Origin of the sequence: Pradoshia sp. (assembly GCF_051873915.1) — a bacterium.
Taxonomy (GTDB): Bacteria; Bacillota; Bacilli; order Bacillales; family Pradoshiaceae; genus Pradoshia.
Window position 1 is genome coordinate 1 of record NZ_JBJEFJ010000207.1, and the last position, 24,112, is coordinate 24,112.

Sequence of the window (24,112 nt, forward strand, 5' to 3'; positions counted from 1 at the left end):
GGGGGCTTTCGTTAAACAACGGAGACAGCAAACAAGCTGTCTCTTTTTTTATGGCTCATTAGCAACAATCCATACGAAAACAGCCTTCTATTAAGTCCTTCGGATTCAGCCAGAACCCTCTACTTCGAGGGCACCCTGCTCTTCCTGTGCTTAGCATTTATCTAGATGCCTTTCGACCTAAATCCAACAAAAAAACCATAGGAGACAGAACTTCCTCTGCCTCCTATGGTTCATGTATTTATACTTAATTAATCACAATCTTCTTCTCTTTCGCACTCTCAATGCCGGCTTCAATTAAACGAATAACCGCTAAGCCCTCTTCACCTGTTACTGGGACTTCACTTCCTTCGCGGATGGCGTCTGCGACTTGTTTGAAATAGTCTGCATAATGACCAATAGCGACCTCGATTCTTTCCTTCGTTCCATCCGGTTTCACAAAAAGACTGACGCGGTTTTCATCCCGCTTGCCATACTCTTCGTCATTTGGCATGATACCCGCTTGCAGCTGCGCCTCTTGAGGATCATGACCGCAAACAATATAGGAGCCTTCAGATCCATGAATAGCAAATCGCGGTGTTTGAGCCGCAACCAATGTGCCCCCGCGAATGAGAATACTTCCCTTCTCATATTCAAGGACAACATGGAAGTAATCGGTTGCCTTCGCTCCTTCTCGCTGCTTTTGCAAATTCCCATAAATCGCAGATGGCTCTCCCCACAAACACAAGGCTTGGTCAAGCATATGCGGAGCGATATCATAAAATACACCGCTTCCCGGGATATCGTTTTCCTTCCATCGGTCGCGCACTTCCTTGCGGTAGCGGTCCCAGTTCATTTCAATCGTATGTACATTCCCTAATCTTCCAGAGTCAATCAAATCCTTCACTGTCAGATAATCACCGTCCCAGCGGCGGTTTTGGTAAACACTTAAGACCGTGTTATGCTCTTTCGCCAAGGCAATCAGTTCTTCACCTTCTTCAATCGTTACCACAAATGGCTTTTCGACGATTAAATGCTTACCAGCTTGAATCGCTGTTTTCGCTATAGAATAGTGAGTTGGTGTCGGAGTTGAGATGATGACTAATTCAATTTCCGGCTTTTCCTCAAGCACCTTTTCAATCGATTCATATACAGGGATATCCTGTACACCAGCATGAATCTTCTCTGGATTACGAACAACAATTGCGGATAACTCAAATTCCTTCATATCTTGAATAAACGGGGCATGGAATTTAGAACCTGATAGCCCGTATCCAATAATAGCTGTTTTGATTGGTTTCATCTGCGTGACTCTCCTCATTCTTCTAGTCTATTAATAATCCATTGAAACATTTATTGAGTATTCACTCCACATATAACAGCTTTGCTGTGAACACCGCTCCATCTATTTTAGTCTATATATTCTATTGTAACGAAGTATGAAAACCCTTTATTGAATATTTTTATTCCATAACAGGAAATTCGCGGTACATTCCTTTAACCTTCACAAAAAAAAAGCAGCTAAACCCTTTCACTTCGTTAAGGATTTAGCTGCATTCTCTCTAGCTCTTCAAATCATTCGGCTCTTTTTTCTCAGGTGCTTTTATAGCAGGCAGTTCATCCAGACTCTTAAAGGTGTATCCGCGCTTTTTCAAATCGGTAATGGCTTTGCCCAGTGCCTCGGCATTGTCACGCGATACAGAGTGAAGCAAGATAATCGCCCCAGGGTGTACTTGCGCCATGATGTTATCATAGGAATATTTCCATCCCTGCTGACGGTTCACATCCCAATCAAGAAAGGCAACTGACCAAAGTATATGCTTATATCCTAGGTCATTGCATAGCTGGAGAGTCCTCTCGCTAAAAATTCCGCGAGGCGGACGCATATACTTCATTTCCTTTTGCCCGGTCAATTCCGCTGTTTTCTGCTTAACGGTATCGAGCTCTTCTTTTAATTTATCATCTGAAACATGAGTGAAGTCAGGATGATTCCAGGAATGGTTCCCGATAATATGCCCTTCCTTCACCATCCGCTTCACAAGCGGCTCAGCTGTTTTTAAATAGTGCCCTGTAACAAAGAAGGCCGCCGGTACCTTATGTTCCTTCAATACATCCAATACCTTCTCGGTATACCCATTCTCATAGCCGTTATCAAAGGTAAGATAGATCTCCTTCTTTGTTGTTTCAACCTTATAAATCGCCCCGTATTTCTCCACGATGGCATTGTATTTCGGCCCAGCATCTGCCGGCTCCTCGTTCTTACCTTTATTAAATCCCCAATCATAGCGGACATTTGAGACAGCCTGCGCGGTGCCGAGACATAGCCCAAACATCATTAAGACTGACAAGCATGTAATGATGGTCTTTTTCACCGATGTCCCTCCTAATCGTAAAAAGTTAGTCTGTATATTTTTTGCTGAAGGACAGGAATTATACAATAAAAAAAGCCTAAAGCACTTAGGCTTCAGGCTCTGCATCCGGACGGTTTTTAAAGCTTTGGAATTTCTCCTCAATAGAATCAACCATCTCAATTAAACGGTCAATATCTTCCACGTCAGTTGTCTCAGGCTCCATTTGGTTTAATACCTCAATAAACAATTCGAGGCGGTCCTTTAAATATCTCACTTGATCTTCTCTATTATAAATCGGTGTTGTCACGCGTAATCCGACTCCTTTCACATAAGATGAACCTTCCATTTAACGGGGATTTTTATCCTCGCTGATTGTTAGTTAAATCAATCGGACGCTTTCGGACAGATGATTTCTTTTTAGGCGGAAGTCTCCTATCCGGGATAACTCCTATCGTAAACGATAATTCGCCTGTCTGCAACAGAAAAACAGGCTTCAACCAGCCTGTTTTCTTTGAAGCCGTAACAATCATCAGCTTGGACGCACAGCGGCCTTGAATTCAAATGAGGCATGATCTTGGATAGGAATCCATGCTCCTATTCCTTGCGAGGTCACATTCTTCACAATAATCTCCCGCTTGCTGCCCTTAAGGACAAGATATACCTCACCATATGTCACCTTTCCCTTTTCATTAATGGCAGGAGCATACGTATATAAATAACCAAGCCGTTTTGGCGGTATATTATAAATACGGTCCTTCTTCGTACCTGCACCAACGACTGTCTCAAAAGCAAGAGGAAGCTTAGAATTTGCGGAAGCCCTCATCAGCATCATTTTCTGAACATCACCACTCGATGGAATCTTTGCTGTTAAGCCGCCTTTAACAACCTTCTGTGTCTCTTGTACATAGTGAATTTGAAAATTAGCATTGCCGCCGCGATTGTCATAGAAGTTCGTATTAACCTTCTGGTATTCCCAGTTTGGCGAAGTTTCCATTGACTCATAATTGAGTGCCCATTTCCCTAAATAGATTGTTGCTCTATACCAAAATGCGACTGGATTTGTCCCGATATTTGTTTCATTCAGCATATGAATCAGCTCAGGGTTCTCAATTTTGACATTGCTGGAATCAAGCAATTGCTTCGAAAGCTCACTCGGCTCAAGTGTTGGAATATCCTGGCTGACATTCGGGTACGTATTCTCTTTATTGATTGATAAAACAGAATCAGGAATCTTGTATTTTGCTTCCGTGCTTTTTTGTTCAAGCTTAACGGGAGGAGCAGCAAAATGTTCAGCAGGAACGAGAAAAAGCATCATCGCGGACAATAAAATAAATGCACTCTTCTTCATGCATGGAACTCCTTTCATTGAGAACAAAAGACTTTATCAAAGAACGCTCTGATCTGCCCTTCATAAAGTCTGCCTAAAAGAATTTTGTGCCGTTATTTTCTGTCAGCAAGCAGAAATCTATGCAGTTAATAAGCTGATTTATTTTTCCATATTATTGTCACAAAAATAAAGCGACCATGGTTCACTTGTAACAATTTTGTAAATTTCAGAATATTTACAAAAGTCCGCATGCATGTTATTATAGTCCTAACCAACAGCAAAGGAGGCGAAATCACTAACCAGCAAAAACCACTGGGAGGAATGCTTATCGAAACAATCCTCACGAAGCAAAAGCACGTTATCGATTTCGTCAGTTTGCAAAATGCCGCGGACCACTATCCATGAAAAGGCGGTGACCAATAGCCAGGTAACTCGAGTAGACTATCCTATTTGTTGAATGGCATTTGGCTTTTATTATGAACGTACAGGAACACTTATAAAGGACCCTGAACACGCATATAGCGCATTCAGGGTCCTTTTTCACATTCCTATATTAAATAAAATCCGAGCCCCATCAGCACATATGCCGCAATCAGGGTAAGCCCTTCAAACCAGTTTGACTCTCCATCATTGGTGATAACAATCATTAAGAGCACAGACAGGGCCATAGCTACTAGCTCCGGCAGCGTGAAGACAAGCGGCATCTGCTCCTCGAACAGGAAGGAAACCAGCACGAGCACCGGCGCGACAAACATAGCCACCTGAAGCGTCGAGCCAACGGCAATTTCGACTGCTATGTCCATTTTATTTTTGAACGCAAAGATAACAGCGGATGCATGCTCAGCCGCATTCCCGACAATTGCGACAATAATAACCCCAATGAACAGCTCTGTCCATCCAAGCTGTTCGCCGACAACCTCAAATGTATGGACCAAATTCTCCGATACATAAGCAACAGCAAGTGTAGCAAGAGCTAGGACGATAATTGCCCTTCTCTTTCCCCACTCCGGCTCCTCCTCTTCCTCTATAAGGGCCTGTCCCTCATCTTGACGGCTATAAACCCCGCGGTGAGTGACGAGCTTGAAGTACAGGGCCGCGATATAGAGAAGAATAAGGATAATCGAAATCCCTGCACTCAGCACCATTTGTTTGTCAGCATCAATCTCTCCAGCAAACACCTCAGGTATAATGAAGGCAACCAAAACACCAAATGTCATTAGCCCTGCATTATGGCGGGCATCAAACACATTGAATTTCTGCCGTTTAAATTTCAACCCTCCGAGGAAAAAGGAAGCCCCCGTTACTAGTAGTAAATTGCCTATGACACTCCCTGTCAATGAAGCAAGTACGATTCCAATAAGTCCCGCTTTTAAGGAGAAGATGGAGATGATCAGCTCAACCGCATTTCCGAATGTCGCATTTAACAGACCGCCAATCCTTGGCCCGGCAATAATGGCTAAGCTTTCCGTCGCTCTCCCCATGAAACTCGCAAGTGCGATAATCGTCAAACAATAGACGGCGAACATCAACAGGCTTGGCCATCCAAGCAATGAACCCGCTATTGAAAGCGGCAATCCAATAATAATTAGAATGAAAAAGATTTTTTGTCCCATTACAATCTCCTTTACAGCAAGAAAAATATTTTTGATAATTGCTACTATTACTATTGCCAAAATACATAAAGAAACTTAACATTTATTTCAGACAGAACGAGGAGCATAAAAGAATGAATACACAATATGAAAGAATACGGTTTTGGTCGCTCATCATCCTTGTCGGAGTATCAGGTTTCTCGCAAGGCATGCTGCTTCCGCTTATATCCATCATTTTTGAACAGGATGGGATTAGTTCCTCAATGAATGGTTTAAATGCGACAGGTCTCTACCTAGGCATATTATTAATCTCCCCGTTTATGGAGATCCCATTACGAAAATTTGGTTACAAACCGCTTATCATGTTTGGCGGCATGACGGTAGTGTGTGCGTTTCTCTTGTTTCCATTCCTGGATTCCTTCTGGTTTTGGTTCCTTCTGCGAATGATCATTGGAATCGGGGATCACACCCTTCACTTCACTACCCAGACGTGGATTACAGCCTTCACGCCTATGCACAAAAGGGGACGGAACCTGGCCGTTTACGGACTTTCCTTCAGCCTCGGTTTTGCCGCAGGGCCTATGTTAACCAATCTGATTGAAATCAATCGCTCACTACCCTTCATGGCTGCCTCCATCATCAGCCTGCTTGCATGGCTGACGGTTTTCCTGCTTAAGAACGAGCATCCGGAGGAGGACATGGAAAGCGCCAATTTCCTTGGCACGCTCCGCCGTTTCAAAAAAGTAGCGAAATACGCATGGGTAGCTTTCCTTCCGCCATTTGGCTATGGGTTTCTTGAAGCCTCATTAAATGGGAACTTCCCGGTTTATGCTTTAAGGCTTGATTTAGATATTCAGCAAGTATCCTTTATCCTGCCTGCCTTTGCCATCGGCAGCCTTGTCTCTCAAATTCCGCTTGGGATGTTAAGCGATACAATCGGGAGAAAGCGTGTACTAGTGCTGATTCTGCTTGGAGGATCAGCCACGTTCCTTACAGCAGGGTTTATTGAGCAGACGGCAATTGGTTTATTTGCGGCCATCTTCATCGCCGGTATGTTCGTCGGATCTACCTTTTCACTTGGCATGAGCTATATGACTGACCTCCTGCCGCCCCAGCTGCTTCCAGCAGGTAACATTATATTCGGCGTTGTCTTCAGTATCGGAAGCATTGCTGGCCCCTTTTTCGGCGGGCTGGCGATTCAATTCATGCCTGGCGGGAACTTCCTTCTCGTGCTCGGTGCTATGCTGATTATAATATTAACTGCAGTCAGTCTGTTTAAACCAAAGTATGAAGACACAAAAAAAGGTATGCACTCCTCTATATGAGGTGCATACCTTTTTCTATCCCCAGAAAACGAAAGCAAACTGGTGCCTTAAGCCTGTTTTTCTCGGTTAACGATAATGATGCCTGCCGCCACTAAACATAAGGAGACTAACACCATTGCCTGCAAGGTTTCATTTAATAAGATAGTAGATAGAAGAACACCGAATACCGGCACAAGGAATAAGTACATTGAAACCTTGCCGACCGGATTGTACTTCATCACATTATTCCAAATGAAGAATCCCGTTGCTGACACAAAGGATAAATACAAGAGCAGCAAAGCAGATATCCAATCAAAATAGAAGGGAATCGGCCCTTCTAAGCTAACCCCAATTACAGCAAGGGCAGCCCCGCCCATCATCATTTGCCACGATGTCAGCACACCAACTGGTATTTCCCTGCTCGCTTGCTTAGCCTGAATATTTCCAAAAGCACTTGCCATCATCGCGGCAATCAACAGCCATTCCCCTGTACTGAAATGAATATCCACATGACCGCCATTCGTATTGGCAAGCACAACACCCGCAAACCCAATAATCATGCCGGCGATTTTTCTCATGCTCAGTTTATCATCTACATAAATGAAGTGAGCGAAAATGATTTGAAAGAATGTCGTTGTCCCAGCAATAATAGACCCTTGTACTCCTGTGGAGAGACTAAGTCCAATATAAAAGAACACATATTGCAGAAATGTCTGAAACAACCCCACCTTTATAAGTGGAAAAACATCCTTTCTCTTCGGAAGCGCAATCCCCTTCCAAAGATAAAAGATGAACCATAATAATAACCCAGCCAAGAAGAATCGATAGCCAGCAAACAGCATTTGCTTCCCAAACTCTCCGGAGGCAATACCAAAATGCTCATAGCTCTTCTTAACGACCGGAATGGCGCTCCCCCACAAAAAGGTCGCTCCCATAGCAGATGCCAGTACACCTGCCGGATATGTAAAAAATTTCTTTGCACTCACTCTAAGTTCCTCCAGTAAATTAAATAACCATATAAATAATACCACTTAACAACCGATAGCGGGTATGTTATAATAATTATAAAGAGAAGTAAATAATAATAATTATAAATAAGAAAGCAAACCCTTTGCTGTCGCTGTAAAAAGCGGCAGCAAATGCTGTTTTATATCCCTAATGATGATGAATATTATTCTCAATTAAAATGAAATTTTCTTAATTAGATGATTAGCATTCTCAATTAGGCCAAAAGGAGGAAAAAAAGATGGATACTGTTATTAACAGCAGCAGCTCACAAACTACACCACAAAAGCCGAATAAATGGAAGAACTTCTCTGAGAAATTCAGCTCCTTATGGGAACTACTCGCAGCTGGGGTAAGCGGCTTGCTTATCTTACTTGGTTGGTTTTTATCCAACCAAGACTTAGCCACCGCTTCAGCGATTACGTATATACTTGCCTATGTAATTGGCGGCTACGCAAAAGCGAAGGAAGGCATTACCCAAACTATTGAGGAGAAGAAGCTTAACGTTGAGCTCCTGATGATTCTGGCCGCTGTCGGTTCAGCCATGATTGGCTACTGGACAGAAGGTGCCGTTTTAATCTTCATCTTCTCCTTAAGCGGAGCCCTTGAGACTTATACCATGAATAAGAGCCATAAAGAAATCTCCTCCTTGATGAATTTGCAGCCAGAGGAGGCATTAAGAATTGTCGGTGATAAAGAAGAAATCGTCGCTGTCAGTGAATTAAAGGTCGGCGATTTAATCCTGATCAAACCAGGTGAGAGGGTACCATCTGACGGGATTATTAAAGTCGGTGAAACGGCCATTGACGAGGCTGCCATTACAGGGGAATCAATCCCTGTTAGCAAAAAGCCCGGCTACGAGGTATTCGCCGGCACAGTGAATGCAACCGGCACCATTAGAGTCGAAGTAACAAAGCCAAATAGCGAAACCCTGTTCCAAAAAATCATCACGCTCGTCCAAAATGCTCAAAGTGAAAAATCACCATCCCAATTATTCATTGAGCGCTTTGAGGATACGTATGTGAAAACCGTTCTTGTTGTCGTCGCCGTTATGATGTTCCTGCCGCATTACGTGCTAGGCTGGTCTTGGACAGAAACGTTCTATAGAGCTATGGTGCTTTTAGTTGTCGCATCTCCATGTGCACTTGTCGCCTCTATTATGCCAGCAACATTGGCTGCTATCTCAAACGGGGCGAAAAACGGAATCCTCTTTAAAGGAGGGGTCCATCTCGAGCAGCTTGGCAATGTCAAAGCCATTGCCTTTGATAAAACAGGTACCCTTACACAAGGAAAGCCTGTCGTCACTGATATCATTACACGGGACGATATTGACCAAAAGGCGTTCATGCTAAGTGTGGCATCTATTGAACAGAATTCGAATCACCCGCTTGCCCAATCCATCGTCAACTATGTGAAGGAAGCCTATCAAGAATCTCTTCCGCGTGTTGACTCTGAAGAGGTATCCGGATTTGGTGTAGCCGGAACTGTAGAAGGCCGCCATTACAAAATTGGCAAAAAGGATTTTGTCGGCCGCGAAGCAGCTAATACATTTAAAGACGGGATTGCCGATGTATTGGCTGCAGACGGAAAAACATTATCATTCGTCCAGGACGAACACGGCATAGCTGGAATCATCGCCCTGAAGGATGTTGTCCGCAGCGAAACAAGAGGTGCGTTAGAAGCCTTGAAGAGCCAGGGTGTCTACACATGCATGCTGACTGGTGATAACGAAAGAACAGCTCATGCTATCGCCAAAGAAAGCCATTTAGCCGGTTATGTGGCAGAATGCCTTCCAGAGCGCAAAGTGGAGGAAATCAAGAAACTCCGTGAGGAATACACAACAGTCGCCATGGTTGGTGACGGTATTAATGATGCTCCTGCTCTCGCAAGTGCATCCATTGGAATCGCCATGGGAGAAGGTACAGATGTAGCGCTTGAAACAGCTGATATCGTCTTGATGAAGAATGATTTACCAAAGATTTCAGAAGCCATTAAACTATCGAAGAGAATGAACCGGATCATTCGCCAAAATGTCATCTTCTCCATCACCGTTATCATGGTGCTCATCTGCTCAAACTTCTTCCAAGTCCTCGACCTACCATTCGGTGTCATCGGACATGAAGGAAGTACAATCCTCGTCATTTTGAACGGATTGCGCCTGCTTAAATCTTAAGAAATAAGTATAATTGAGTCCGCTCCTCTTCGGGAGCGGGCTTTTTTTGCTGGGAGAAGGTGCTGCTGGGGAGACGAGGTTTCCGCTCCCCTTTGAAGTTAGCGACATACCGCTGTTGTTATCGCCCATATGCCGGATTTTTCGCCCTTACACTGTAACTCTCGCCCTTACACTTGGTTTTCCGTCCATACCTTAAAAATCACCCTTCATTGTAGAACACCTAAAAAATTTCATCTTGAAATTACTGAAAGGCTTTTTGCATGATTTCTCGTACTTTTCTTCTTAAATCCATAATAGCTCCTCTGATTACACCATTTTCATTCAGCGAGTAAACTAAGGGTCCCATTAAATCACAAAAAAAGACTTCCCTTAAAGGAAAGTCCCCTCTATTTCTTCGCTCGATTATGGCGTAAAACCGCGTTTATTTCTCCGCCGACAATGATGACCAGTCCTGATAGATAGAACCAGAGCATCAAGACAATTAATCCGCCTAAACTTCCATACGTAGATGTATAGTTGCCAAATGAGTTGACATAGAAAGAGAAGGCCAGCGAGGATAATGCCCACCCAATACTTGCGAACAACGCTCCAGGCCATGCTGACTTAAGAGATATCTTGATATTTGGAGCAAGCCAATAGAGCATCGTGAAGACAAAGGTAGTAACTGCGATTGAAATGGTCCAGCGCAGTAACGTGTATACATAGGATGGCTCAAATCCCAGGATATCGAAGACAACCTCAAGAATCATTCTTCCGAAAATCGGAAGCAGCAGCGACACGACTACAACGAAAATCATAGCCAACGTCAGGACGAGGGCTAGTGCCCTGCTAACGATAAAGGAACGGTTCTCTTCTACATCATACGCATGATTCAGTGCCCGAATGATGGCATTAATCCCATTTGATGCGGACCAAATGGTTGCCAAGATCCCGAAGGACAACAAGCCGCCATTACGGGATTCCATGATTGTCGCAAGACTTGACTCAAGTAAATCTACTGAATCATCTGGTACATACGCATCAAGCATACTGATAATATCCTCGGTTGATATCGGAAAATACGGCAAAAGCGTAATCGTGAAAATTAACATTGGAAAGATTGATAATAAAAAATAATAGGCCAACTGGGCTGCAAGCCCAGTGATTTCATCTTCCTTGATCTTTTCGTAGAGATGTTTTAGAAGGGATTTCTTCTTATACCGATCGACATCCGTCACAACTTTCGCCACATCAGTTCCTCCTTAAAGTAGATTATTGGATGGAAGTAGAAGTGGCATTCTTATTCATGGATGCTTGGTCATTCACATCATCATCATTCGTATGCTTATCTACGACAACTTCCTTCGTTTCTTTGATGACACCCGCTACTTGCGGCGGCACTTCCTTCATTTCATCGACCTTGCTTGAGATGAAGGCAACATCCTCGCTGATTTGCTCAATGCTTGTACGCAGCTTTCCGCTCATTTCCTTCAAACTTCCAACAAGATCATCAGGATTCTTCGCCACTGATTTCACATTGGTCACCATACTTTTGCTTCCGTTCATCACAGAATTACGCGTGTTGCGGTCAAGCAAGCTGATTGCGATTCCTGCGACTGCGCCGCCTAAAATACCGAGCCATAGCTTATTGCTTTTTCTGTTTCTCATTCTATTCCACTCCTTTTATTTTTCTGTTTCATACAATAGATTTACCTATATCAGAGGGGTTGTAAACATAATCTCCCAATTTTGAATGAAAGCTCCCTTATTCGATCCTCTCTTTAACTATACGCTAAATAACTGTTTGACACCCGTATAGATAAATGGAAAAATAAAGGCTATCAATCATAAAAGCGAGGGATGATTCAGTTGATGGATTTATCTAAGAAAAGCCCGGAGAACGTTGAGCATATCATTTCATCCATACAAGGAAAATTACAAATGATCAATGCAGCTGCCATGAAGCCAGAAAGCTTCACAGACAGTTCCTATGAGGACCTGCTCGACATTTACGAAATGGTCATGGCAAAGGACCGCTTCAGTCCAAGCGAAATGCAAGCCATCGTGGAAGAACTAGGCAATCTAAAGAAATAAGCAGAAAGGGGAAGGACATTTCAATAAGTCCTTCCCCTTTTATTTTATTTATTCAGCAATGCCAAAGACTCACGGTTAAAAGCAGGAATATCATCCGGCTGCCTGCTTGTAACAAGCTGTTCGCCGCATACGAATACCTCTTGGTCATGGTATGTCGCACCTGCATATTCCAAATCTACTTTAATGGATTTATATCCGGTTACATCACGGCCTTCAAGTGCCTTGGCAGTAATAAGCAATTGAGGACCATGGCAAATGGCAAAGACAGGCTTTTTCTCATCCATAAATGCTTTGGCGAATGCGACAAAGCGCTCATCACCGCGAAGTTGGTCTGGAGAGAAGCCTCCTGGGATGAATAATGCATCATACTCATCAGGTGTGACTTCATCAATTCCTTTGTCAATGGCCACCTGCTCCTGTCCCTGTTTTCCTTCAACGGTTTTCCCTTTTTCGAAGCCAATGGTAATTACTTCATGTCCAGCCTCTTTGAATGACTTAGCTGGGTCGGTGTATTCAACATCCTCGAATAAATCTGTCATCACACATGCAATTTTTTTACCCATAATCCATTCCTCCCGTTGTAATGAAATGTTTCTCATTCCATCTGTTCCCGGTAGAGGTGTTTATAAACCATATTTAGACAATTCAAAAAAGCACGTCCCAAATTCTAGGATCATGCTGTTTGCTTAATCAATTTTATCATCAAGCGATGTGCGGGGAAGTATCAAGATTTCCACCCGTCTATTTCTTGCCTTTCCAGCCTCAGTCTTATTCTCAGCTACAGGTTTATACTCACCAAACCCTTTAGCACTGAACCATGCGGGGTTCAATTTCTCATTTTCCTGCAAGAGCTTCATGAAATTCACCGCACGCATTACGCTAAGCTCCCAATTGGATTCATAGTCAACCGTACGGATTGGTACATTATCGGTATGCCCGCTGATGATGATATTACGTGGAGGATCCATAACCAGCAAGGAGGCGATCTCCCTTGCAATATATTTATCTCTCTCCCTCACCTCAGCGACACCAGAATCGAAGAGAACATTATCGCGAATGGTCAAAAGCAGCCCCTCATCCGTGAGTGAGGTTTCCAGCTTTTCAGCAAGATGATTCTCCGCAATATAGGCATTCATCCTTTGCTGGATATAAGAAAGCTTCTCAATTTCTGTATCAGCAGTGACTTCTTCTTTTTTCTCTTCCTTCTCCTTTTCTGTCCCTTCTTCTCCCTCCATGCCCGTCAGCATTCCATCAGGCATCGGGCTATTGTTCTCCAGCACACCTGTCCCGCCCTCAAACGCCATATTAAAGGCGCGGGAGAGCTCCGTAAACTTTTGCGAATCCACCGAGCTCATGGCAAATAGAACGATAAATAGAGCAAGCAACAGGGTTAAAAGGTCACTGTAGGGCAGAAGCCAGGATTCGGACATATGCTCCTCATGCCGAGATTTCTTGTTTCGTCGCCTGGACATGGTCTCTCATCCCGCCTTCCAACCATTTTTTCCGTTCCGCTGCCGGTAAATATGAGGACAGCTTCTGTTCAATTGTGCGTGGTGCCTCCCCATCTAGAATAGAGAGAATCCCTTCAATCATCATTTCTTTACGCCTAGCTTCCTCTCGGGACTTCCGTTTCAGCTTATTGGCGAACGGGTGCCATAATAAGTACCCGGTAAAGATCCCTAACAATGTCGCGACGAAAGCGGCACTAATGGCATGCCCGAGCACCTCAGTATCACTCATATTCCCCAATGCAGCAATCAGCCCAACAACAGCTCCCAATACACCTAATGTCGGTGCATAAGTACCTGCTTGCGTAAATATTTGCGAGCCGACAGCGTGCCGCTCCTCCATTGCCTCAATCTCGTCAGACAGGATATTTCTTATGTATTCAGCACTTTGCCCTTCCACCGCCAAATTCAGACCATTACGCAGGAATGTATCCTCCACCGTTTCAGAAATTTTCTCTAATGCAAGAAGGCCTTCCTTACGGGCAATTTGAGCCCATTCTGAAAATGTATATATTAATTCGTCATACGAGATTGTCTTTTCCTGCGAAAAAATAATCTTAATTAGCTTCGGTACCTTCAACAATTCATTTGTTGGAAATGCGATAAACACAGCGGCGGCTGTCCCTATCAATATAATTAAAATAGCAGCCGGATTTACAAGAACTGACATTTCCACTCCCTTCATAACCATTCCTGCGCCAACTGAAATGATTGCCAGTATGATACCAATAAATGATGCCTTATCCATTCTCTTCACCCGTTCTCTACTAATCTTTTATCTTACTTAATATCGGCTCTGCCTCTCATTCCTTAACAACATTTCCCCTCTCCATATAGATCAGTATTCATAATGGGTAAAAAGACATTTATTTAAAAGTGAATAATCTTTTTGGGAAATAACTAAACTTCTTTTCTCTATTACCGACCCTCTACCTTTTGACACATAAGTAAATTTATCTTTTCTTCTAAAAACGTGTAAAAAGGATTTTAATTGAGTAATTCATCCTAATTTTCATTTGTTATTTTTAACATTTATGTCGATAGTAGTGTTTTATTGTAATATTCTTGTCAAACAACTCTAATGAGGCTGTAACCCATGAAACTAGTATTTTAGTTATAGTAGAAAAGTAGAGAAAAGGCGGTACGATTTACCAAAGCTGCCAAATATATAAACCGGGGGTCACTAGTGAAAAAATTTATCATTGCTGCTACGATTCTATTGTCGTCTATTCTTGTGCCATTTGGACCGGGTCAGTCTGAAGCATCCGCTGCCTTTTCAACAAAGAACGTAAACAAAATCATTAATACTGGAAAGAAATATATCGGTACTCCATATAAATGGGGCGGCACAACTCCTAGAGGATTTGATTGTTCAGGATTTGTGAAATACACAATCAAGAAAGCTACCGGCAAGACTGTTCCACGAACATCTTCAGCCCTATACAAAAAAGGCAAGAAAATCTCTAAATCCAAACTGAAAAAGGGCGACCTCATCTTCTTCAATACATCCGGCAAGGGTGTATCCCATGTAGCTATCTATATGGGCAATAATAAGATGATTCACGCTGCTTCAAAAGGAGTCAAAGTCGACAATCTTAGCAACTCTTATTGGAAGAAACGCTACATCGGTGCCAAACGAATCTAAATATAAAATAAACAGCCCGCATCTTAAGACATTAATGTCCTGATACGGGCTTTCTCTTTATCGTTTATTCCCTTGCCTAAGCAGGGCATATAAATCCTCTTCTAATCGGCTTGCATGTGCCTCTGCCTGCTTTACTGCATCCTTGACTCCGGCGTTGTAATAGTGTGCGCCAATTTGTTCAGCAAAGAAGTCAAGGATGCTTCCTGCAGCTAGTTCACCAATCTCCTCGTCACGTTCCTGGTGAAAAAAATATTGAATATCACTGATGATTTGCTTTCTCTCCTCAGCATTCCATTTGACTAGCATCAAACTTTCCTCCTTTTTGACAGAAAAAGGTAGAGGAATCATCTCCTCTACCCTATCTTACTCGATATCAGCCTTGAGTAACAGGCTTCTTTAAGTTTCTTGTTAACATCTGATATGCATGTTCGACAGATTCATCACTTGGGGAGCTAATCTCAGATAGCGGATATTTATAACCGAGGGTTTCCCATTTGTAGACACCAAGCTGGTGATAAGGCAGAATTTCTACCTTCTCAACATTTTCTAGTGTACCGATGAAGTCACCTAAACGCTCCAAATATTCATCCTGATCATTGATGGTCGGCACTAACACGTGTCTGATCCAAACTGGCATTTTCTTATCAGAGAGATAACGGGCAAATTCCAGAATGTTTTCATTCGGCTTGCCTGTGAGTTTAATATGGCGTTTGCTGTCAATATGCTTCAAATCGAGAAGAATCAAGTCCGTATATTTCAACAACTCTTCAAGCTGCGCATGGAACTCAGGTGTGTTTGCATAGCATCCGCCTGATGTATCAATTGTTGTATGAATGCCTTTTTCCTTGCATTGCTTGAACAATTCAATCAGAAACGGTATTTGCAAAAGCGGCTCTCCGCCGCTGACTGTAATACCGCCGCCAGATGCATCCATAAATGCTTTATATTGAACGGCCTCTGCCACGATTTCATCCGGTGTCATTTTATTACCAGTACCGATTTTCCATGTATCAGCATTATGGCAGTATTGGCAGCGTAACAAGCAGCCTTGAGTAAATACTATATATCGGATCCCTGGGCCATCTACTGTTCCGCAAGTTTCAACAGAGTGAATATTCCCGTATATCATGAGATCCCATCCTTTCTTTGCAAAAAAATGTAAGTTCGTTTTTATAAGAGAGTCCCCCTGCCTTTTAACAGGGAGACTCTGTTTTGTTCTAGAAGTAATCTTCTATTCTATTACATTGTTTCGTGGAACGTACGGTTGATAACATCGATTTGCTGCTCACGAGTCAACTTGATGAAGTTAACCGCATATCCGGATACACGGATTGTCAATTGCGGATACTCTTCTGGGTGTTCCATCGCATCAAGCAATGTATCACGGTTGAACACGTTGATGTTTAGGTGGTGACCAGTGTTTGCTGCATAACCGTCAAGGATTGCTGCGAGGTTCGCTACACGTTGTTCTTCATCACGACCAAGCGCTTTTGGCACCATAGAGAATGTGTTAGAGATACCATCTAAAGAGTACTCATATGGAAGCTTCGCTACAGATGATAGGGAAGCAAGAGCACCTTTTGTATCACGTCCGTGCATTGGGTTTGCACCAGGAGCGAATGGCTCGCCAGCGCGACGTCCATCTGGTGTGTTACCTGTTTTCTTACCATACACTACGTTGGAAGTAATTGTAAGAACAGATTGTGTGTGAACAGAGTTACGGTAAGTTTTATGTTTTTTCAATTTGATCATGAAGCGTTTAACAAGATCTACTGCCATGCTGTCTACGCGATCATCGTTGTTTCCGTATTTAGGGAAATCGCCAGTTGTTTTGAAATCAACTGCAAGGCCGTTTTCGTCACGGATTACTTCTACTTTACCATATTTGATGGCACTTAAGGAGTCAGCCGCTACAGACAATCCAGCGATACCAGCCGCCATTGTGCGAAGGATCTCAACATCGTGAAGAGCCATTTCAATGCGCTCGTAGCTGTATTTATCATGCATGTAGTGAATAACATTCAATGTGTTGATGTAAAGCTCTGCAAGCCATTCCATCATGCTATCGAATTTCTCCATTACTTCATCGAAATCAAGCACATCAGATGTGATTGGTGCGAAGTTAGGAGCTACTTGAATTTTAAGTTTTTCATCGACACCGCCGTTGATAGCGTAAAGCAATGCTTTCGCAAGGTTCGCACGAGCGCCGAAGAATTGCATTTGTTTACCGATACGCATAGCAGATACGCAGCATGCGATACCGTAGTCATCACCATATTCTTTGATCATGATGTCATCGTTTTCGTACTGAATTGCACTAGTTTCGATAGACATTTTAGCACAGAACTTCTTGAATCCTTCAGGAAGCTTAGTAGACCATAATACAGTCAAGTTTGGCTCTGGAGCTGGTCCAAGGTTAGATAATGTGTGCAAGAAACGGAAGGAGTTCTTTGTAACAAGTGTTCTGCCGTCTAATGCCATACCACCGATTGATTCTGTTACCCATGTTGGGTCACCGCTGAACAATTGGTTGTAATCAGGAGTACGAGCAAATTTCACAAGACGCAGCTTCATGATGAAGTGGTCAACGATCTCTTGTGCTTCAACTTCTGTTAATGTACCTTCACGAAGGTCACGCTCAATGTAGATATCTAGGAATGAAGATGTACGTCCTAGAGACATTGCCGCACCATTTTGCTCCTTGATTGCTGCAAGGTAACCGAAGTATAACCATTGAACAGCTTCTTTCGCATTTGTAGCTGGTTTAGAGATATCGAAGCCGTAGATTTCAGCTAATTGTTTTAATTCGTTTAATGCGCGAATTTGTTCGCTCAATTCTTCACGTTGGCGAATAACATCCTCAGACATTGTTCTCGCACCAAAGTTTTTCAATTCTGTTTTACGCTCAGAGATCAAGAAGTCTACACCATATAGAGCTACACGACGGTAGTCACCGATGATGCGTCCACGTCCGTAAGCATCTGGAAGACCAGTGATGATACCAGCTTTACGAGCAAGCTTCATTTCGTCTGTGTAAGCATCGAATACGCCTTGGTTATGTGTTTTGCGGTAGTCAGTAAAGATTTTTTGTACTTCTTCATCAACTGTGAAACCGTAAGATTCAGCAGCATTTACTGCCATGCGGATTCCGCCGAATGGTTGAAGTGAGCGTTTGAATGGTTTGTCAGTTTGGAAACCAACAATCGTTTCAAGCTCTTTATTTAAGTATCCTGGACCGTGGGAAGTAATAGTAGATACTACTTTAGAATCGAGATCAAGCACGCCGCCTGCTTCGCGTTCTTGTTTTGTAAGATCCATTACTTGTGCCCATAGTTGGTTAGTTGCTTCTGTTGGACCTGCTAAGAATTCGTCATTTCCAGTGTATGGAGTGATGTTTTTCATGATGAAGTCACGTGTGTTAACTTCTTTCTGCCAGTCTCCGCCAGCAAATCCTCTCCATGCGTCTTGTACTTTCGTTAATACTTGTTCCATTTTGAAACCTCCATTATCCTGCATTTTTTTATGCGTCAAATGATTGAGTTAATGATTATTTTTTGTATAACAGTTATCTATAATCAAATGATACACCCAAAATGTGATTTTGTGAACAACATTTTTTTGAACATCTTGTGAAAATGTTAACATTCCTTATATATCAAGGGTTTTGGAAGTTTATTAATTTTTACCATTTTTAAAATCGCTATTTTTCGCCAAACTGTTACATAAAAAAATGTCGAAAAAACAAAACTGTACTATAAAAGGCTGCCAATTAGATGGCAGCCTTTTCATTTTCTTCAGCTTTCTTTTTCTTTGACTCGGTTCTTAAATGCTTCCTTTGTTACAATGTACTCTTCCTCTGTTTCATGAATCTCATGATTACCGCCTGTTTCCGCATCATGCGGAAACTCGCCTGGATGGCCTTTCTTCTTATGATTAAAGCCGACGCCTCTGCTCATGATCTCATCCCTCCTTTTGCTTCCTAGTGTGCCACATCAAGGAGGAAATATGATTAATACGTGTACACCGCATGTTTGAGAAGAGCTGGCAATACTTCCGTAGAAAATGGAATATGCAATCGCTCTGTCCGTTTATGAGCATCCTTGCCATATGGACCAATATTCACTGTCGGCACATCAAGACCGGCAATTAATTCAAGCGGTATATCATAACCCTCACCATATAAAGGCATCTCCTTCTCCAGCACCTTAGCAACCTTATCTCTGTCGCGGAGACGGAAATAACTTACATCAGATAGGCCAGGGAAATAAGATATGATTCCAATCTCTTCATTATAATCCTTCTTCGCCTTATCGATGCAGCCAGCAACTACTGCTCTAGCACGCTCATCCCTTTCTCCATCCTTTAAGTACACATGAGGATAATAAGGAGGTGAAAGCATAATTAAGTAGAAGGGTGCCAACGACTTAAAATAGGAAGAAATCACTCCTGCAATGGCCGCTGTCAATTTCCCCATATTGGCTCCTAAATCCTGTTCAAGCTTCTTCACATGCTCTTCAATGGCCTGACGGAATGCACTTCCATGCTCCTTTAGCCCCTTTTCATATAACTCCCAATACGTATACACCTGTGGCTTAACAATCTTGCGTGCACTGACTCCATCTTCATAGCCCAATGCTTGATACGTTTTCTCCAATCGTTCTCCAATGTACTCACTGCTGTCCTGACCGATTTTCTTCAGCTTGCCCATCACTTCCTCCGGGGTTTGAAGGAGTGTCAAGATATTTAGCAGGATATAGGCACTCGTCGGTGTTTGAACATCATAGGATTCCTTCAAGTCTGTCAGCTTTAGAGTCGTTGGCAGAGGATTCCGTTCCCCTTGTGCCTGTTCAAGAAAGACTGTCGCAAGCTCGGCTCTCTCAGCATACACACTCGCCATCCATGCAGCATTCAGTCCTTCTAACGGCTCCCCTACATGCGTTTCCGTCCCTATACAATAGATAAGCGGAAGCATTTTTCCAACCGATCCAGTATAGAAATACTTTGACCGATCACCAGGATACGCTCCAAAGCTCGGCTCTGAACAAATCGTCAGTTCATAATTCAATCCATATTTCGAGCGAATCTCATCCAATAATTCGACCCCAGCAAACATTCCTGCTGAATAACGTTCTTCATCCGGGGTTGCCAATAGCAAAAGATTGTATCCAAGATCCTCTTTCTGACAAACCTCTGATATTAAAGCCATCTGCGCAGCTAGTCCGGCTTTCATATCCATGATGCCCCTGCCGAAGATCCATTCACCTGACTGGAGATCCTCCTTGGCATCCTCTGGCAGCTCCTCCCGCTCCAATGCTCTTGTATAATCAATTGGTGAAAAGGCCAATGATGTAAGCCGCCCAAAGTCCTCTACCCCAACCACGTCATAATGGCTTAATAGAATGATCGTACGATTAGCTTCATTATTTCCTTTATACAAACAGGCAACAGCCTTCCGCTCAAGCACATCATGCTTAATTGCCTTTTTGAAAATATACTCGGGATGCTGCTGATAATATGGCAATTCCATTAGGATAGAGACAATCTCCTCCTCCATCCGAAGCTCTCCCCTTGTACCTGTCACACTTGGAACTCTCACCAATCGGAGCAATATGTCTAAAATACCTTCTTTTGTATTCCAATGCCCTATACTCATAGCGACCCCCACTTCAAAATCTCACTCATTTCTTTCCATTATACCAGTTAAAGTTAGAATATTCCGTTCATTCTATTTGTTGCGAAAGCAAAGGTGGATTTGGGATACTTGAAGGAGATTAAGGGGTGTTAGCAAATGCGAATAAAAGAAATAAATCTTCATCATATACAGATGAAGCTAAAGAACCCATTCACCAATAGCTTCAGTACTGTGAAAGATCGGCGCTTTATTATCATCGAAGCCGTTCTGGAGGATGGACTAACAGGATGGGGAGAATGTGTTGCCTTCGAACATCCTTGGTACACGGAAGAAACCATTTATACATGTGCGCACCTATTAAAGGATGTACTCATCCCCTCCGTAATGAATAAGCCAATCCGCCACCCGAATGATCTAACCGCCCTCTTCGCTCCTGTACGGCGAAACCCAATGGCGAAAAGCGCTTTGGAAGGAGCTGTCTGGGATCTTTATGCGAAGAAGAACGGCCTTTCACTGGCAAAGGCTTTAGGCGGAGAGAAGAAACGAATTGAAGCGGGCATTAGTATCGGCTTGAAGGAAACAGATGAGGAGCTTTTCAGTACTATTGACGAGGCTCTTAAACAGGGCTATAAGCGTATCAAATTAAAGATTAAGCCTGGCCAGGATATATCGCTCATCAGCAAGGTCCGCACTCGCTATCCAAGCCTTCCAATCATGGCAGATGCCAACTCAGCCTATACATTGGCAGACTTAGAACGACTACACGCGCTTGACCAATATGATTTAATGATGATTGAACAGCCGCTTGCCTATAATGACTTATACGAGCATGCTCTGTTGCAAAAAGAATTACACACAAAAATCTGCCTTGATGAAAGCATCCAATCCGCTCATGACGCCCTGCAAGCTATCCAATTCGGCAGCTGCCAGGTCATCAATCTGAAAATCGGACGCGTCGGCGGACTATCTGAATCCTTGAAAATTCTCAAGCTATGTGAGGAAGCTGGCATTGACGTCTGGTGCGGAGGAATGCTCGAGACGGGAATCAGCCGGGCACATACGATTGCCCTTGCTTCCATGAATGCAGTCAATCTCCCTGGAGATATCTCCAGCACCCAAAATTATTGGCATCAGGATATCACCATTCCAGAGGTTGTTGTATCAAATGGCTATATTGAAGTACCAGAAAATCCTGGTACAGGCTTTGACATTGACCGCAAAGCGCTTGAAGCCTTCACGATTCACAAAGAGTGCTTCCATGCATAATCTTCCATATTCAGGGTAAAGAAAAGAAAACCACAAATGGGAGATGATGTCGCTATGTCAAAAGACAAAAAGCAATTATCTAGGGGTAAAATGGATAATCCGGAACATACACTCACAGATAAAGAGCATATACTAGATAAATTTGAGGAAGAGCAAAACGTAGACCCGATTCCGATTGAGGACCTACGTCAGGAGAATAAGGAAGAACGGCACAAGCATGACACGAAGCAATCCTCCTCAAGCGAGAAGAAATTTAAGCCTGAAAAGCAGAAGACTGATTAACCAAACACCCCCGGATGAAACATCCGGGGGTGTTAAATTTATTTATTTTTCATCAAGAACTTCATAACCATCGGTCACAATAGACAGCTTCCCAGTCTCCGGATTAATCACCATCCCTGTCACAGGAATATGAGCCGGAATTAAGGGATGATTCTTAATCAAATTCACGCTCTCATTCACACTTTCCTGAACATTAGAGAATCCTTTCACCCAGCTGTTCACCTTAATGCCTACATTCTCTAATGTCTGGAATGTTTCCTCCGGCACCCCATTGTCTTTCATTTTATCAATGAACACATCAGGATCAATCGTGGACATCCCGCAATCCTCATGTCCAACGACAAACACTTCCTCCGCACCAAGTGCATGAATGGCCACAAGCACAGAACGCATCACACTGCCAAACGGATGATTCACAATAGCTCCTGCCGTCTTGATGATCTTCACATCTCCATTGGAAATATTCATCGCCTTCGGCAGCAGCTCCACCAACCTCGTATCCATACAGCTAATGACAACCATCTTCTTGTCAGGAAACTTATCGGTCTTATATGGCGTATATTCCTTCTTATCTACAAATTCACGATTGTAGGCCATTATTTCATCTAATGTATTCATTCTTCCGCCCCCTAAAAATGAGTGTCTATCTTTTTATTGTACATAAGTTGGCAAAATAGTTAAAATAATATACAAATTTTAGAAGACGGAAACTTCCTGCAGTAATTGCGTAAACTATCCTAATACCAAAATTCACAAGTGGAAAGGATACCCCAATCTTGAAGAAGAAATTGAAGCATCTCGAACCGCACGTACATTCAACATACTCCCATCTTCATTCCCACCCAGAGGTAAGCTGGAACGAGAAAGAAACTGCCGCATATATCCTTCAGCGACTAAGCGAAGATGGACTCAAATGCACCCCATTTCCCTCCTTCCCTGGCTTAATTGCTGAAATCGGCACCGGACGGCCCGTCATCGCCATCCGCGCGGATATGGACGCACTCTGGCAGGAGAAGGATGGCTCTTTCCAGGCTGTCCATTCCTGCGGGCATGATGCCCATATGTCCATCGTTCTTGGAACAGCAGCACTCTTAAAAGACAGCATCGGCGGCTTGAAAGGCACCATCCGTTTCATCTTTCAGCCTGCCGAGGAAACAGGCGAGGGAGCTATCGCTGTCACAAAGCTCGGCGTCGTAGATGATGTCGATTATTTATTCGGCCTCCACCTGCGCCCAATCGAGGAACTGCCGCTCGGAGCCGCCGCCCCTGCTATCAATCATGGGGCAAGCCATCACATCCTCGGCAAAATCATCGGTGAAGACGCCCATGGAGCCAGGCCCCACCTCGGCACAAGCGCCATCGAAACCGGCATGATGCTCAACCAATTGCTCAGCCAAATCAAACTATCACCCATGAACCCGCACTCCGTCAAACTGACCCGTTTTGAAGCAGGCGGGGAGAACTTAAACATCATCCCCGGCAACGCCATTTTCGGCATTGACGCCAGGGCTCAATCAAACGAAGACCTTAACCACCTCAAAGTTGAAATCCAGCGCTCCATCCAAGCACTTGAGGAATGGTACGGAATCACCATTGAACAAGAACACCAGCCAGACACAACGGCTTCCATCATCTCAAAAGAAGCTGCCAACCATATGGAAACCGCCATCATCGACACTCTCGGCAGAAAAGGATTACACAAAACCGTTGTCACCCCAGGCAGCGACGATTTTCACTTCTACACAAAATTACGTCCAAACATCAAAGCAACCATGCTCGCACTCGGCGCCGATCTCACCCCCGGCCTGCACCATCCGCACATGACCTTTGACCATTCCTGTTTGATGATTGGCGTAGAAATCATGTCGCGGGCTGTTATGGAAACAATGAAGGCTGAATCATAATGGGTGATTCGGCTTTTTTGTTTGGAGATGAGGATGCCTGAGGCACCTTTGGCCCCATTTGTATGGGGGGTGGG

Annotated in this window: 24 protein-coding genes; 7 read left to right on the forward strand and 17 right to left on the reverse strand. The window is 43.4% G+C overall.

The features are described 5' to 3' along the window. Positions 1 to 244 precede the first annotated feature (244 nt). From ACI35L_RS17690 to cax, 5 genes are all read right to left on the reverse strand, one after another. The gene (locus ACI35L_RS17690) at positions 245 to 1,279 is read right to left on the reverse strand and encodes an oxidoreductase (RefSeq protein WP_439803456.1); all 1,035 of its coding nucleotides are present in this window, start codon (positions 1,277 to 1,279) and stop codon (positions 245 to 247) included. Positions 1,280 to 1,538: 259 nt separating this feature from the next. Next, positions 1,539 to 2,348, reverse strand: coding sequence for a delta-lactam-biosynthetic de-N-acetylase (gene pdaA, locus ACI35L_RS17695; RefSeq protein WP_439803457.1), 810 nt, complete (start codon positions 2,346 to 2,348; stop codon positions 1,539 to 1,541). Between the two features lie 85 nt (positions 2,349 to 2,433). Then, positions 2,434 to 2,655, reverse strand: coding sequence for an SE1561 family protein (locus ACI35L_RS17700; RefSeq protein WP_439803458.1), 222 nt, complete (start codon positions 2,653 to 2,655; stop codon positions 2,434 to 2,436). 201 nt (positions 2,656 to 2,856) lie between these two features. After that, a complete protein-coding gene (locus ACI35L_RS17705; RefSeq protein WP_049672237.1) occupies positions 2,857 to 3,675 on the reverse strand; it encodes a YfkD famly protein in 819 nt (272 codons plus the stop codon). A gap of 527 nt (positions 3,676 to 4,202) precedes the next feature. Then, a complete protein-coding gene (gene cax, locus ACI35L_RS17710) occupies positions 4,203 to 5,294 on the reverse strand; it encodes a calcium/proton exchanger (protein ID WP_269431805.1) in 1,092 nt (363 codons plus the stop codon). Positions 5,295 to 5,380: 86 nt separating this feature from the next. On the opposite strand from cax, the gene ACI35L_RS17715 reads away from it, so the two are divergent. Further along, positions 5,381 to 6,571, forward strand: a complete 1,191-nt coding sequence (locus tag ACI35L_RS17715; protein ID WP_049672239.1) for an MFS transporter — start codon at positions 5,381 to 5,383, stop codon at positions 6,569 to 6,571. 47 nt (positions 6,572 to 6,618) lie between these two features. Here ACI35L_RS17715 and ACI35L_RS17720 read toward each other — a convergent pair whose 3' ends face one another. After that, on the reverse strand, positions 6,619 to 7,536 hold the full coding sequence (locus ACI35L_RS17720; RefSeq protein WP_156185661.1) for a DMT family transporter: 918 nt from the start codon (positions 7,534 to 7,536) through the stop codon (positions 6,619 to 6,621). 260 nt (positions 7,537 to 7,796) lie between these two features. On the opposite strand from ACI35L_RS17720, the gene ACI35L_RS17725 reads away from it, so the two are divergent. Next, positions 7,797 to 9,728, forward strand: a complete 1,932-nt coding sequence (locus ACI35L_RS17725; protein WP_049672240.1) for a heavy metal translocating P-type ATPase — start codon at positions 7,797 to 7,799, stop codon at positions 9,726 to 9,728. A gap of 386 nt (positions 9,729 to 10,114) precedes the next feature. Here ACI35L_RS17725 and ACI35L_RS17730 read toward each other — a convergent pair whose 3' ends face one another. Together ACI35L_RS17730 and ACI35L_RS17735 are read right to left on the reverse strand one after the other, a co-directional pair. Further along, entirely contained in the window at positions 10,115 to 10,957 is an 843-nt protein-coding gene (locus tag ACI35L_RS17730; RefSeq protein ID WP_082197204.1) for a YihY/virulence factor BrkB family protein, read from the reverse strand. Between the two features lie 22 nt (positions 10,958 to 10,979). After that, positions 10,980 to 11,375 carry a YtxH domain-containing protein gene (locus tag ACI35L_RS17735; protein ID WP_049672241.1) on the reverse strand — a complete coding sequence of 132 codons (396 nt, stop codon included), beginning with the start codon at positions 11,373 to 11,375 and terminating at the stop codon, positions 10,980 to 10,982. A gap of 204 nt (positions 11,376 to 11,579) precedes the next feature. On the opposite strand from ACI35L_RS17735, the gene ACI35L_RS17740 reads away from it, so the two are divergent. After that, positions 11,580 to 11,801 (forward strand): DUF1128 domain-containing protein, encoded by a 222-nt coding sequence (locus tag ACI35L_RS17740; protein WP_049672242.1) that lies wholly within the window; start codon positions 11,580 to 11,582, stop codon positions 11,799 to 11,801. A 44-nt stretch (positions 11,802 to 11,845) separates the two neighbouring features. Here the strand turns inward: ACI35L_RS17740 and ACI35L_RS17745 are convergent, their stop codons facing one another. The 3 genes from ACI35L_RS17745 to motA form a co-directional block, all read right to left on the reverse strand. After that, entirely contained in the window at positions 11,846 to 12,364 is a 519-nt protein-coding gene (locus ACI35L_RS17745) for a type 1 glutamine amidotransferase domain-containing protein (protein ID WP_439803459.1), read from the reverse strand. Positions 12,365 to 12,487: 123 nt separating this feature from the next. Next, positions 12,488 to 13,273, reverse strand: coding sequence for a flagellar motor protein MotB (motB, locus tag ACI35L_RS17750; RefSeq protein ID WP_439803460.1), 786 nt, complete (start codon positions 13,271 to 13,273; stop codon positions 12,488 to 12,490). Beyond that, positions 13,239 to 14,057, reverse strand: coding sequence for a flagellar motor stator protein MotA (gene motA / locus ACI35L_RS17755; RefSeq protein ID WP_439803461.1), 819 nt, complete (start codon positions 14,055 to 14,057; stop codon positions 13,239 to 13,241). The genes motB and motA overlap by 35 nt, the downstream gene beginning before the upstream one ends. Before the next feature lie 438 nt (positions 14,058 to 14,495). Between motA and ACI35L_RS17760 the strand changes: the two genes are divergently transcribed. Beyond that, complete coding sequence (locus ACI35L_RS17760; protein WP_439803462.1) at positions 14,496 to 14,954, forward strand: C40 family peptidase; 459 nt, start codon at positions 14,496 to 14,498, stop codon at positions 14,952 to 14,954. Between the two features lie 57 nt (positions 14,955 to 15,011). Here the strand turns inward: ACI35L_RS17760 and ACI35L_RS17765 are convergent, their stop codons facing one another. The 5 genes from ACI35L_RS17765 to ACI35L_RS17785 all read right to left on the reverse strand — a co-directional run bounded on the left by ACI35L_RS17765 (position 15,012) and on the right by ACI35L_RS17785 (position 20,607). Beyond that, positions 15,012 to 15,260, reverse strand: a complete 249-nt coding sequence (locus ACI35L_RS17765) for a DUF2164 domain-containing protein (protein ID WP_049672247.1) — start codon at positions 15,258 to 15,260, stop codon at positions 15,012 to 15,014. Between the two features lie 67 nt (positions 15,261 to 15,327). Continuing rightward, positions 15,328 to 16,083, reverse strand: a complete 756-nt coding sequence (pflA, locus tag ACI35L_RS17770) for a pyruvate formate-lyase-activating protein (RefSeq protein ID WP_049672248.1) — start codon at positions 16,081 to 16,083, stop codon at positions 15,328 to 15,330. A 110-nt stretch (positions 16,084 to 16,193) separates the two neighbouring features. After that, positions 16,194 to 18,446 (reverse strand): formate C-acetyltransferase, encoded by a 2,253-nt coding sequence (gene pflB, locus ACI35L_RS17775; protein ID WP_439803463.1) that lies wholly within the window; start codon positions 18,444 to 18,446, stop codon positions 16,194 to 16,196. Between the two features lie 302 nt (positions 18,447 to 18,748). Beyond that, a complete protein-coding gene (locus ACI35L_RS17780) occupies positions 18,749 to 18,910 on the reverse strand; it encodes a hypothetical protein (RefSeq protein ID WP_439803464.1) in 162 nt (53 codons plus the stop codon). A 53-nt stretch (positions 18,911 to 18,963) separates the two neighbouring features. Then, positions 18,964 to 20,607, reverse strand: a complete 1,644-nt coding sequence (locus tag ACI35L_RS17785) for a M20/M25/M40 family metallo-hydrolase (RefSeq protein ID WP_439803465.1) — start codon at positions 20,605 to 20,607, stop codon at positions 18,964 to 18,966. 135 nt (positions 20,608 to 20,742) lie between these two features. On the opposite strand from ACI35L_RS17785, the gene menC reads away from it, so the two are divergent. Both menC and ACI35L_RS17795 read left to right on the forward strand, forming a co-directional pair. Then, positions 20,743 to 21,852 (forward strand): o-succinylbenzoate synthase, encoded by a 1,110-nt coding sequence (gene menC / locus ACI35L_RS17790; RefSeq protein WP_439803466.1) that lies wholly within the window; start codon positions 20,743 to 20,745, stop codon positions 21,850 to 21,852. A 54-nt stretch (positions 21,853 to 21,906) separates the two neighbouring features. Continuing rightward, complete coding sequence (locus ACI35L_RS17795; RefSeq protein ID WP_049672252.1) at positions 21,907 to 22,134, forward strand: hypothetical protein; 228 nt, start codon at positions 21,907 to 21,909, stop codon at positions 22,132 to 22,134. Positions 22,135 to 22,176: 42 nt separating this feature from the next. Here ACI35L_RS17795 and ACI35L_RS17800 read toward each other — a convergent pair whose 3' ends face one another. After that, a complete protein-coding gene (locus ACI35L_RS17800; RefSeq protein ID WP_049672253.1) occupies positions 22,177 to 22,752 on the reverse strand; it encodes a beta-class carbonic anhydrase in 576 nt (191 codons plus the stop codon). A 155-nt stretch (positions 22,753 to 22,907) separates the two neighbouring features. On the opposite strand from ACI35L_RS17800, the gene ACI35L_RS17805 reads away from it, so the two are divergent. Beyond that, the gene (locus ACI35L_RS17805; protein WP_082197205.1) at positions 22,908 to 24,038 is read left to right on the forward strand and encodes an amidohydrolase; all 1,131 of its coding nucleotides are present in this window, start codon (positions 22,908 to 22,910) and stop codon (positions 24,036 to 24,038) included. Positions 24,039 to 24,112: the final 74 nt, after the last annotated feature.

Excerpts from the sequence above, each read along its gene's own strand:
- ACI35L_RS17745 (WP_439803459.1), bottom strand. The coding sequence starts at position 12,364 with ATGGGTAAAAAAATTGCATGTGTGATGACAGATTTATTCGAGGATGTT.
- ACI35L_RS17715 (WP_049672239.1), top strand. The coding sequence starts at position 5,381 with ATGAATACACAATATGAAAGAATACGGTTTTGGTCGCTCATCATCCTT.
- ACI35L_RS17705 (WP_049672237.1), bottom strand. The coding sequence starts at position 3,675 with ATGAAGAAGAGTGCATTTATTTTATTGTCCGCGATGATGCTTTTTCTC.
- pflB (WP_439803463.1), bottom strand. The coding sequence starts at position 18,446 with ATGGAACAAGTATTAACGAAAGTACAAGACGCATGGAGAGGATTTGCT.
- ACI35L_RS17795 (WP_049672252.1), top strand. The coding sequence starts at position 21,907 with ATGTCAAAAGACAAAAAGCAATTATCTAGGGGTAAAATGGATAATCCG.
- ACI35L_RS17785 (WP_439803465.1), bottom strand. The coding sequence starts at position 20,607 with ATGAGTATAGGGCATTGGAATACAAAAGAAGGTATTTTAGACATATTG.
- motA (WP_439803461.1), bottom strand. The coding sequence starts at position 14,057 with ATGGATAAGGCATCATTTATTGGTATCATACTGGCAATCATTTCAGTT.
- ACI35L_RS17765 (WP_049672247.1), bottom strand. The coding sequence starts at position 15,260 with ATGCTAGTCAAATGGAATGCTGAGGAGAGAAAGCAAATCATCAGTGAT.
- pflA (WP_049672248.1), bottom strand. The coding sequence starts at position 16,083 with ATGATATACGGGAATATTCACTCTGTTGAAACTTGCGGAACAGTAGAT.
- ACI35L_RS17725 (WP_049672240.1), top strand. The coding sequence starts at position 7,797 with ATGGATACTGTTATTAACAGCAGCAGCTCACAAACTACACCACAAAAG.
- ACI35L_RS17735 (WP_049672241.1), bottom strand. The coding sequence starts at position 11,375 with ATGAGAAACAGAAAAAGCAATAAGCTATGGCTCGGTATTTTAGGCGGC.
- ACI35L_RS17780 (WP_439803464.1), bottom strand. The coding sequence starts at position 18,910 with ATGAGCAGAGGCGTCGGCTTTAATCATAAGAAGAAAGGCCATCCAGGC.
- ACI35L_RS17800 (WP_049672253.1), bottom strand. The coding sequence starts at position 22,752 with ATGAATACATTAGATGAAATAATGGCCTACAATCGTGAATTTGTAGAT.
- ACI35L_RS17740 (WP_049672242.1), top strand. The coding sequence starts at position 11,580 with ATGGATTTATCTAAGAAAAGCCCGGAGAACGTTGAGCATATCATTTCA.
- menC (WP_439803466.1), top strand. The coding sequence starts at position 20,743 with ATGCGAATAAAAGAAATAAATCTTCATCATATACAGATGAAGCTAAAG.
- ACI35L_RS17690 (WP_439803456.1), bottom strand. The coding sequence starts at position 1,279 with ATGAAACCAATCAAAACAGCTATTATTGGATACGGGCTATCAGGTTCT.
- motB (WP_439803460.1), bottom strand. The coding sequence starts at position 13,273 with ATGTCCAGGCGACGAAACAAGAAATCTCGGCATGAGGAGCATATGTCC.